This is a genomic window from Bacillus sp. CR71, from assembly GCF_003429245.1.
Classification (GTDB): domain Bacteria; phylum Bacillota; class Bacilli; order Bacillales; family Bacillaceae_G; genus Bacillus_A; species Bacillus_A thuringiensis_S.
This window is the reverse complement of record NZ_CP031748.1, coordinates 446,431-455,657: the sequence shown is the minus strand read 5'-3', so window position 1 is coordinate 455,657 and position 9,227 is coordinate 446,431. Positions and strand designations below refer to the sequence as shown.

Below are 9,227 nucleotides of genomic sequence, written 5' to 3'. Positions count from 1 at the left end.
GGCTCTGGTGGCAATGGTTCTGGTGGCAATGGCTCTGGTGGCAATGGCTCTGGTGGCAATGGCTCTGGTGGCAATGGCTCTAAAGGCGGTAATCGTGTTAAAGGCGATAGCAGTTCTCAAGGTGGTAATGGCTCTCAGGGCGGTAACCGTGTTAAAGGCGATAGCAGTGGAAACGGCTCTCAAGGTGGCAATGTAAAAGATAATGCGAAAAAACAAGGCGATAAGTTACCGAATACGGCAACACATTATCCTGCATCTATTTTAATGGGGCTTTCAACATTCCTAATTGGTATGTTACTATTTATTCGCCGTAAAAACGCAAAATAAAACACATCCTTCCATCTAAAAAATACATGAAATAAATTGTAAAAACTAAAAGGACTTTAGGTTGCATTTTATTATGCAGCCTAAAGTCCTTTTTATCACCTATCAGAAGGATTATTAATACGCTTTTCCCCAATACACCATTTGTTTAGCTTCTTTACCACAACAAATACATTCGTCAGCTAAATGCTCTTGCTCAAAAGGCATACAACGTGAAGATACTCCAACTTCTTCTTTTAGTTTCTCTTCACAAGCTAATTCTCCGCACCACATTGCCTTAATAAATCCTTGCTTTTCATCAGCTACTTGTTTCATCTCTTCAAAATTCGTCGCACTATACGTATTCTCATCGCGAAATACTTTTGCCTTATTAAATAAAGAGTCATGAATTTCCTCAAGTAGTGCTGGAATACGTTCTTCTAATTGATCCATTGATATAAATTCTTTTTCTTTCGTATCTCTTCTTACAAGTACAACTTGATTCTTTTCAATATCTTTAGGCCCAACTTCTAATCGAATTGGAATGCCCTTCATTTCATACTCATTAAATTTCCAGCCCGGTGTTTTATTACTAGCATCTATTTTCACGCGTGCAACTTTTTGAATATGTCCTTGTAACTCTGTTGCTTTCGCTAAAACTCCTTCTTTATGCTGAGCAATTGGTACGATAACAACTTGCACTGGAGCAACTTTTGGTGGCATTACAAGTCCATTATTATCGCTATGAACCATAATTAGCCCACCTATCATTCTTGTTGATACACCCCAAGATGTTTGGTGTACATATTGCCACTTACCGTTACGATCTAAAAATTTAATATCAAATGCTTCAGAGAAATTCGTTCCAAAGTTATGGGATGTTCCTGTTTGAAGTGCTTTCCCATCATGCATTAAGCTTTCAATTGTATAAGTTGCCTTTGCTCCAGCAAACTTCTCTTTTTCTGTTTTTTGTCCTTTAATAACTGGTATCGCTAAATAATCCTCACAGAAAGAAGCATATAAGTTTAAAATATTTAATGTTTCAGCCTGCGATTCTTCTGCTGTTTCATGGATTGTATGACCCTCTTGCCATAAAAATTCTGTCGTACGAAGGAATGGCCTAGTTGTCTTCTCCCAACGAACTACTGAACACCACTGGTTGTATAATTTTGGCAAATCATTATAGGATTGCACAATTTTTGAAAAATGCTCACAGAATAAAGTTTCAGATGTAGGACGTACACAAAGTCTTTCCGCTAACTTTTCATCTCCGCCATGCGTAACCCATGCTACTTCAGGAGCAAACCCTTCAACATGATCCTTCTCTTTTTGCAATAAACTCTCTGGGATAAACATTGGCATATATACATTTTCATGGCCAGTTTCTTTTAGCTTCTCATCCATCACCTTCTGCATATTCTCCCATAAGGCATAACCATATGGACGTAAAATCATGCACCCTTTTACACTTGAATAATCAACCAGTTCGGCTTTTTTTACAATATCGGTATACCACTGCGCAAAGTCCTCTTCCATCTTCGTAATGGCTTGCACTTGTTCTTTTGCCATAGTCAGTCTTCCTCCTTCTTCCAGAAAATACAAAAAAGCCCGCGTCCCTAAATAGGGACCGAGCTTTGCCGGCGTTACCACCCTGATTCATACACAAAAATTGTATATGCTCTCTTCTTGATAACGGGAAATTCCCGCTGCATATGCAGAACTCAAAGGCAGGTTCCATATTGCCTTTTTAAGAATCTTTCAGCCTGGCGGATTCTCTCTCTGCTAAAAAGGTTGAACATGTACTAGTCCTTTTTCATCGTTATAATGAAATAAATTTGTTGATTATCATAATACAAATTCTTTTTTAAAACAATAGCTAATTTTCTTATTATTATATATTCTTTTCGTTTTTTACAGTTTTATACGTAGCTTTTTCGAGAGATTTTTACAAGTTGATGTGCAATCATACCAATAAGTGTACCTAGTAGAACGAAGAAACCAATAAATCCATATCCCATTCCTTCCCACCCACCAATAACCATCATGGTAACAGGAAATGATGCTAAGCAAAGAAGTATTACAATCAGTGCAAATATAATATCAAACTGTTTGTCTGGAAAACGTTTCTTTAGTAAATATGAAATAGCAAATACAAGGAGAATTGTGATGCCACCAATGATGTAAAATATACCGAATCCATCTAACCAGTCCATACTATTCCCTCCGTCCGTAGATTCCCTTATACTTATTATATGTTTAATTTTTCTGAAAATAAACAATGAATTTTATTCGAAAACATATTTTTATTACTAGGTATTAATAGTAATATATAAGAATAGGTTTTATATAATTAGGAGGATTACTTTATGGATAAAGCATTAACTAATCGTGTCATTATTTTATCATTCGACTGTTTATCAGCTTTAGATTTTCCTATACTACAAAAACTACCTCATTTCCAATCTCTAATAAAAAAGGGCACGGTTGTCGAAAAAGTAGAACCAATTTATCCTTCTGTAACATATCCAAGCCACTCAACAATCGTAACCGGTAATTATCCTAACAAGCACGGTGTTGTTAGTAATACGTTACTTCAACCAGGACGTGAATCACCTGATTGGCATTGGTACCGAAAATCGATAAAAGGAACAACATTGTATGATGAAGCGCGTAAAGCAAATTTAACGACAGCTGCCCTTCTATGGCCTGTTACTGGGAGAGCAAACATTGATTACAATTTACCAGAAATTTTCCCCAATAGACCGTGGCAAAATCAAGTGTTAGTTTCCTTATTTAGCGGTAGCCCACTATACCAATTAGATTTAAATCGTCGTTTCGGCCATATAAGAAATGGTTTATCACAACCAGAGCTGGATGATTTCGTCCTCGCCTCTGCTGTACACACCATTCAGACGAAAAAGCCTAATGTTATGTTCGTACATTTCACTGATTTAGACACGCAAAGACATTATCATGGCTTTGAATCTAACGAAACAATAGCTGCAATTCATAGACATGATGAGCGGCTAGGGAAAATTATTCAAACTTTAAAAGACAGTGATCTATACGAAGAAAGTACAATTATTGCCCTTGGTGATCATAGCGCTTTAAGTGAAAACAAATCCATCCAATTAAATGTGCTATTCCATCAAAGAGGACTTATATCTCTTAATAAAAAAGGCAAATTAGTAGACTGGAAAGCCTATTGCCAAAGTTGTGATGGCTCTGCCTATGTATATGTGAAAGACAAAAATGATACGGATACAATTCGAGAAGTACAACTACTCCTTGAAGAACTGCTGCAAAATAAACAGAATGGAATTGAATTTATACTTCATGATGAAGCTGCGAAAGACTGCGGTGCAGATGGTAATTGTTTATTTATGTTAGAAGCGCAAGAGGGGTATTATTTCACTGAAAACTATACAGGAGATTTTATAAAAGAAATTACTGAAAAAGATGTTACGCCTAGTAAAAAATATACATTTGGTACGCATGGATACTCTCCAACAAAACCTAACTATGAAACAATTTTTATCGCTGCTGGAAAAGGAATAAAAACCGGCGTTACCGTCCCGTATATGAGACTTATTGATGAAGGTCCAACTATCGCTAGACTACTCGGTTTACACTTAGGCGAAACAGACGGAGCAATTGTAGAGGATTTACTCCAATTGTAAAGAACTGTGTATATATGTAAAAGTTATGTAAAATTCATCACTGTTTCTCTTTTTATAATTTTTATTTTTGTACACTGTTAGTAAAACAAATTTAAGGGGGAACATTATATGAAAAAAATGTCCAGACAAGAAAAAAGCTGGATATTATACGATTGGGCGAACTCGGTATATTCGCTCGTCATTACAACTGCATTATTTCCAATTTACTTTAAAGCAGCTGCAAAAGAAGCTGGACTATCCGGGGCAACTTCAACAGCATATTGGGGATATGCAAACTCGTTCGCTACACTTTTAATTTCTATACTTGCTCCTATCCTCGGCACAGTTGCTGATTATAAAGGATTTAAAAAACGATTTTTCACATTCTTCTTTGGACTCGGTATCGTATTTACAAGTATGTTAGCAGTCGTTCCAACATCTCAGTGGTACTTATTATTAGGATGCTATATGCTCGCCTTAGTCGGTTTTGCTGGAGCAAACATTTTTTATGATGCATTTTTAGTAGATGTCACTTCTGAAGATAGAATGGATCGAATTTCTACGCGAGGTTTCGCATTAGGCTATATTGGGAGTACTATTCCTTTCATCGGTTGTATCGCTCTTATTATTCTTTCTCAAAAAGGAACTATCCCTTTATCTGTTGGTATTGCTAGTCAAATTTCATTTGCGATAACAGCTCTTTGGTGGGGGTTATTTACGATTCCAATGCTAAAAAACGTAGAGCAAAAGCACTATATTGAACGTCACCCTAGACCAATTACAATGAGCTTCAAACGCCTTGCTGCTACTTTTAAAAATATTAAAGAATATAAAACTGTATTCATGTTCCTAATCGCTTACTTTTTCTATATTGATGGGGTCGATACAATTATTACCATGTCCACCGCTTACGGAACAGATCTCGGTATCAGTGCAACGAATCTATTAATCATATTATTTGTAACACAAATTGTCGCTTGTCCATTTGCTTTATTATATGGAAAATTATCAGCAACATTTACAGGTAAAAAAATGCTATATGTCGGTATCATTATTTATATCATCATTTGCATATATGCTTATTTCTTAAAAACGACACTTGATTTTTGGATTTTAGCAATGTTAGTTGCTACATCTCAAGGTGGTATTCAAGCACTAAGTCGTTCATACTTTGCAAAACTAGTACCAAAAGAATCTGCTAATGAATTCTTCGGATTTTATAATATCTTTGGTAAGTTCGCCGCAATTATGGGCCCGGTATTAGTCGGTGTTACAACGCAATTAACAGGAAAAACAAACGCTGGTGTTCTTAGTATTATTGTTCTGTTTATTATCGGTGGATTCTTATTAACTAGAGTTCCAGAAAATAATACATCCGTTACACCAACTAGTCCAAAGACTAAAACACTATAAGAAAAGATCCTCTTCTCATGAGAAGAGGATCTTTTTTATTTTTAACGGTGCGCCTTATAATAAACGACTCTACTGCTTGTACAAAAATAATTTATCAACAGTTGTTCCTAATACTTCAGCTAAACGGAATGCTAACGCTAAGCTTGGATCATATTTATTATTCTCAATTGCATTTATCGTCTGTCTAGAAACCTTGCATTTATCAGCTAATGCGCCTTGTGAAATATTATTTTCAGTGCGTAATTCATAGATTTGATTTTTCACACCATTGCTCCTAACCTGTAAAATCGTTTTTACAACATCAGTATATAATTGGCTCATATAGTTGTCAAAAGTTCCTCAAAGAAAAAGGGAGCAATTTTGCTCCCTTAAAATAGTTATTTCGAAGCTAACGAATTTGTTAGTTTCTCTTTATTAACGACATCTTCTTTCTTTATTTGCATACGTAGAACTGGCCCTATCGCTAATAAAACAAGTGCCATTGCTATACAAAACACAATAACTAGTGAAGTTAGTTCCTTTAATCCTCCAGCTAGTGAAGTTCCAATTAGCATTGCCCCCATAAACAGTGGTAAAATCGTCCCGTTTACTCTTCCAACCATATTTTCTGGTACAAGTTGAATCATAAGCGTACCGACAACGATATTAACACAAGCTAAACAAATACCTGTTCCAAATCTCATGAAACTAGTAATCCAAAATGATGTAGATAGCCCTTCTACTAAAAATGACATCGCTAATATGCTCATACCGAATACGAACATCTTTTTCGGATTCACTTTTGAAGCGAAAACTGCAGCAACAATACCACCGATTAACATACCTATTCCATCAGCTGCTGCTAAATATTGAACAGCTTCTTTTTCCATGCCTAAACGTTCAATTACAAGGAATACTTCTAATGGATTCGTTAATCCAACAGCTAAACCCATAATAGTAAAAGTGATCGTAATCATACGTAAATTTTTCGTGTGAAGAACGTATTTCCATCCTTCTTTTATATCATTTTTTAATGAATCTCTTGCCACTTTCTCTTTTTCAACCCATTTTGGTAAAAATGAAAGGGCGATAGCAGATAACAAAAATAAAATGATTAAGCTATATAGTGACGTAAATAAACCAAGTTGTGTATACACAAGCGATCCTACCACTGGCCCAAAAATTAGAAATAATGACTGTAATGTTTGGTTAAATGCAATCGCATTTGCTACCTCTTCTTCTTTTACATAGCGCTTAAATATACGCGAAGATGAGGGCTGAGAAAACTGACCTACAATCGCGGAAATGAGTGTTGCAAAAAATATAGCCTGCCAATAATCCAGCTTTAACAACAGGACAATTCCTATAATAGACAGTACACTCAACACATCTCCAGCGACCATTGTTCTTTTCGGATTCCAGCGATCTGCTAATGCACCACCAATGAACGAGAAAATAAAGATAGGTGCATACTCCATGACAGATAATAGAGACACTGAAACTGGATCATTATTTGTCCGCTCCATTATGAAATATAAAAGAGCCATATTTCTGATCCAAATTGCAAATTGTTGTAAAATATCAGATGCCATAACGAGCATAAATGCTCGGTTTTTAAATAAAGCTTTCACTTTCATTCCCCTTCCATAAACCGACCGTTCGGTCTAATTTGTTTTGTAAGAAAAGCAACTGACTTATTATTCAGCTGCCATTCCTTTTAACAATACATCTATTGCCTTTTTATAAATACGTTTCAGCTCTTTATAATCTAACTCGTAGTAAAGTACTCCAAGCCCTGATAATAATCCGTTCACAATATACATAAGATCACGAGTATTATCTTCACGGAACTCTCCAGACTGTATACCTGCTTCAATTAATTTCTCAAACATAACATATGATTCTCTAGTTAAAGCTAACAGTTCATCCAGAATCTCTTTACTTACAACTTGGCTCATAGAGAATTCCTCTATTGCATTTGAAATTGGTTGCTGTATGTCCTCTACATGATATTCCGCGAGACCATATAGTTTTTCAGTACTAGTACTATACAACTTCTCTTTTTCATTCCATTTTTCAACCCAATCATACGTATGCTGTTTCACTACAAATAAAAATAATTCTTCTTTACTTTTAAAGTGATAATAAATACTTCCTTTACTTCGCTCTGTAATTTCACAAATCTCTTCCATAGATGTAGCTGCGTAGCCCTTCTGTGAAAATAGACTTTCTGCTTTATATGCAATTTCTTTCTTTATCTCTTCTGCGCTTCTTCTCATATTCACACCTCTTTAAACCGACCGTTCAGTCTAATAATAACAAATCAAAAACCTCTATCGCAAGAGGCTATATTCCTTATTTAAGAAAATGTACTTTCAAACCAAGTTCGAATCATATGTATTGTTCCAAATTTAAATGTTAATTTAACAAGAAATACGCCTCCCGCAGCTAATAAAAATAACACTACTTTCCCCTTATTTTTCACTCTCGGTTCCCTTTTCATTTCCATTCCCCTTAGTATGTTAAAAATATTAATCAAACGTTTGTTTAACTGTGTTTATGCATATGTAAGCCAACTAATCAAACGTTTGTTTAAAAAGAAATACGCCTATATAAGGCGCATTTTCATCAATCACCACCACCGCAGCTTCCCCCGCTATCTCCCCCAAAAGACCCTCCACAATCATGTGAACCGCCATCATGCGAGCTATCATTATCAGATCCAGCAAAGAAAAATAATGGTGATGAGCTGTTAGATGAATTATGGATGTTATTTTGTTTTGTAAGATTTACCTTCTTTTTGTTCGATCGAACTGCTGTTACGATTATTCCAACTACAACAAATAATAGTATGACGATAATAAATTCCATATAAAAGCCTCCCTTATTCCTCGAATAATTGAATGGTTCTCTCTAGATTTTCAAGTGAAATGAAGCGCGATTCTCGAAGGATCTCTTTTCCATTATAAAATAATAAAATTGTCGGTCCTGTAAATACGGCATATCGCCCCGCAATCTCTTGCATGTCTTGTAGTAATATCTCTATTTTCTCTACGTAATCATAATTCTCTAATACGCAATTTACTTTTCTTAGCATAACATCACAAACACCACAATTTTCCGTTTTAATAAACAGAAGTACCAATTGTTGTTCTTCGATATAGGTCGCTATTTCTTCTATCGTTTTAAATGTAGTCATCTTATCCCTCTTAGCGTAATTTACGAAATACTTTGTCTTGATACATACGAAAAGCTGAACTATCTTTAATCTTTCTCTTTTCCATTACCTGCTGAAAACGTAACGTTTTTATTGTTAACTCTTCTCGTAATTTCTTTCTCTCTTCTTCATCATAACAGCAGGCAATTAGATCCTCTATTTTTAATATATCTTTTTGTAGTTCCATCTCTGGTGGAATCATTCCCGCATTTTTTAAAATTTTATAACTCATTCTAAGTTCTGGAGGTACCATTGAAAAATCTTCTAATTGTAGTGGTTTTCCTTTTCCCGGAAGATAATCAAGATCACCATTCCGTATTGCTTGGCGAATTTTTTCTTCAGCAATGTTCAAAAACACATCCACACTATTCCCTCCTTTACATATTTTTACTATTATTTTACATGATATTTCCTTATCTTTCTACGTCTTTAATAATTGGCTCCATACAATTTTTTCTCAAATTTATTTATAATGAGCTATTTCCTCCCATACCGACCTTTCGTTTTCATATATAGTTTGTATTCAAGCCTTTTTGTATTGAGAAAGTCTTTTTCAACTTAATAAAGCGTTTACACTAAATCTTACATTTGTTACGATTTAATCACCCCCAGCTCCCTTGTATAGACTTCGTGATGTCTGATCATTTTATCTAGAC

Annotated in this window: 12 protein-coding genes and 1 other annotated feature; of the genes, 3 read left to right on the top strand and 9 right to left on the bottom strand. The window is 35.2% G+C overall.

Annotated elements, in window-relative coordinates:
• On the top strand, positions 1 to 327 hold a 327-nt coding region (locus DOS87_RS02370; protein WP_151524978.1), incomplete at its 5' end, for an LPXTG cell wall anchor domain-containing protein.
• A gap of 114 nt (positions 328 to 441) precedes the next feature.
• Here DOS87_RS02370 and proS read toward each other — a convergent pair.
• Positions 442 to 1,872: a proline--tRNA ligase gene (gene proS, locus DOS87_RS02365; RefSeq protein WP_001040982.1), complete on the bottom strand. Its 1,431-nt coding sequence runs from the start codon at positions 1,870 to 1,872 to the stop codon at positions 442 to 444.
• Positions 1,873 to 1,922: 50 nt separating this feature from the next.
• Positions 1,923 to 2,129, bottom strand: a binding site (T-box leader).
• 93 nt (positions 2,130 to 2,222) lie between these two features.
• On the bottom strand, positions 2,223 to 2,516 hold the full coding sequence (locus DOS87_RS02360; RefSeq protein WP_000383860.1) for a YesK-like family protein: 294 nt from the start codon (positions 2,514 to 2,516) through the stop codon (positions 2,223 to 2,225).
• Positions 2,517 to 2,669: 153 nt separating this feature from the next.
• Here DOS87_RS02360 and DOS87_RS02355 point away from each other — a divergent pair, with 153 nt between their 5' ends.
• Positions 2,670 to 3,983 carry an alkaline phosphatase family protein gene (locus tag DOS87_RS02355; RefSeq protein ID WP_000356443.1) on the top strand — a complete coding sequence of 438 codons (1,314 nt, stop codon included), beginning with the start codon at positions 2,670 to 2,672 and terminating at the stop codon, positions 3,981 to 3,983.
• A 108-nt stretch (positions 3,984 to 4,091) separates the two neighbouring features.
• Positions 4,092 to 5,375, top strand: coding sequence for an MFS transporter (locus DOS87_RS02350; RefSeq protein ID WP_000738826.1), 1,284 nt, complete (start codon positions 4,092 to 4,094; stop codon positions 5,373 to 5,375).
• 69 nt (positions 5,376 to 5,444) lie between these two features.
• Here DOS87_RS02350 and DOS87_RS02345 read toward each other — a convergent pair whose 3' ends face one another.
• The 7 genes from DOS87_RS02345 to DOS87_RS02315 form a co-directional block, all read right to left on the bottom strand.
• Positions 5,445 to 5,696 carry a helix-turn-helix transcriptional regulator gene (locus DOS87_RS02345; protein WP_002023181.1) on the bottom strand — a complete coding sequence of 84 codons (252 nt, stop codon included), beginning with the start codon at positions 5,694 to 5,696 and terminating at the stop codon, positions 5,445 to 5,447.
• A gap of 56 nt (positions 5,697 to 5,752) precedes the next feature.
• Positions 5,753 to 6,985 (bottom strand): MFS transporter, encoded by a 1,233-nt coding sequence (locus DOS87_RS02340; RefSeq protein WP_000645357.1) that lies wholly within the window; start codon positions 6,983 to 6,985, stop codon positions 5,753 to 5,755.
• Positions 6,986 to 7,051: 66 nt separating this feature from the next.
• Positions 7,052 to 7,633: a TetR/AcrR family transcriptional regulator gene (locus DOS87_RS02335; RefSeq protein ID WP_001254448.1), complete on the bottom strand. Its 582-nt coding sequence runs from the start codon at positions 7,631 to 7,633 to the stop codon at positions 7,052 to 7,054.
• A gap of 80 nt (positions 7,634 to 7,713) precedes the next feature.
• Complete coding sequence (locus DOS87_RS02330) at positions 7,714 to 7,857, bottom strand: hypothetical protein (RefSeq protein ID WP_000817987.1); 144 nt, start codon at positions 7,855 to 7,857, stop codon at positions 7,714 to 7,716.
• A 125-nt stretch (positions 7,858 to 7,982) separates the two neighbouring features.
• Complete coding sequence (locus tag DOS87_RS02325) at positions 7,983 to 8,225, bottom strand: hypothetical protein (protein WP_000394363.1); 243 nt, start codon at positions 8,223 to 8,225, stop codon at positions 7,983 to 7,985.
• Between the two features lie 13 nt (positions 8,226 to 8,238).
• Positions 8,239 to 8,553 carry a thioredoxin family protein gene (locus DOS87_RS02320; protein WP_000206513.1) on the bottom strand — a complete coding sequence of 105 codons (315 nt, stop codon included), beginning with the start codon at positions 8,551 to 8,553 and terminating at the stop codon, positions 8,239 to 8,241.
• 10 nt (positions 8,554 to 8,563) lie between these two features.
• A complete protein-coding gene (locus DOS87_RS02315; RefSeq protein ID WP_000382370.1) occupies positions 8,564 to 8,935 on the bottom strand; it encodes a DnaJ family domain-containing protein in 372 nt (123 codons plus the stop codon).
• Between the last annotated feature and the right edge of the window lie 292 nt (positions 8,936 to 9,227).

Bases quoted from the DNA above. Each gene is read 5' to 3' on its own strand.
- proS (WP_001040982.1), bottom strand. From the start codon at position 1,872: ATGGCAAAAGAACAAGTGCAAGCCATTACGAAGATGGAAGAGGACTTT.
- DOS87_RS02360 (WP_000383860.1), bottom strand. From the start codon at position 2,516: ATGGACTGGTTAGATGGATTCGGTATATTTTACATCATTGGTGGCATC.
- DOS87_RS02355 (WP_000356443.1), top strand. From the start codon at position 2,670: ATGGATAAAGCATTAACTAATCGTGTCATTATTTTATCATTCGACTGT.
- DOS87_RS02350 (WP_000738826.1), top strand. From the start codon at position 4,092: ATGAAAAAAATGTCCAGACAAGAAAAAAGCTGGATATTATACGATTGG.
- DOS87_RS02345 (WP_002023181.1), bottom strand. From the start codon at position 5,696: ATGAGCCAATTATATACTGATGTTGTAAAAACGATTTTACAGGTTAGG.
- DOS87_RS02335 (WP_001254448.1), bottom strand. From the start codon at position 7,633: ATGAGAAGAAGCGCAGAAGAGATAAAGAAAGAAATTGCATATAAAGCA.
- DOS87_RS02330 (WP_000817987.1), bottom strand. From the start codon at position 7,857: ATGAAAAGGGAACCGAGAGTGAAAAATAAGGGGAAAGTAGTGTTATTT.
- DOS87_RS02325 (WP_000394363.1), bottom strand. From the start codon at position 8,225: ATGGAATTTATTATCGTCATACTATTATTTGTTGTAGTTGGAATAATC.
- DOS87_RS02320 (WP_000206513.1), bottom strand. From the start codon at position 8,553: ATGACTACATTTAAAACGATAGAAGAAATAGCGACCTATATCGAAGAA.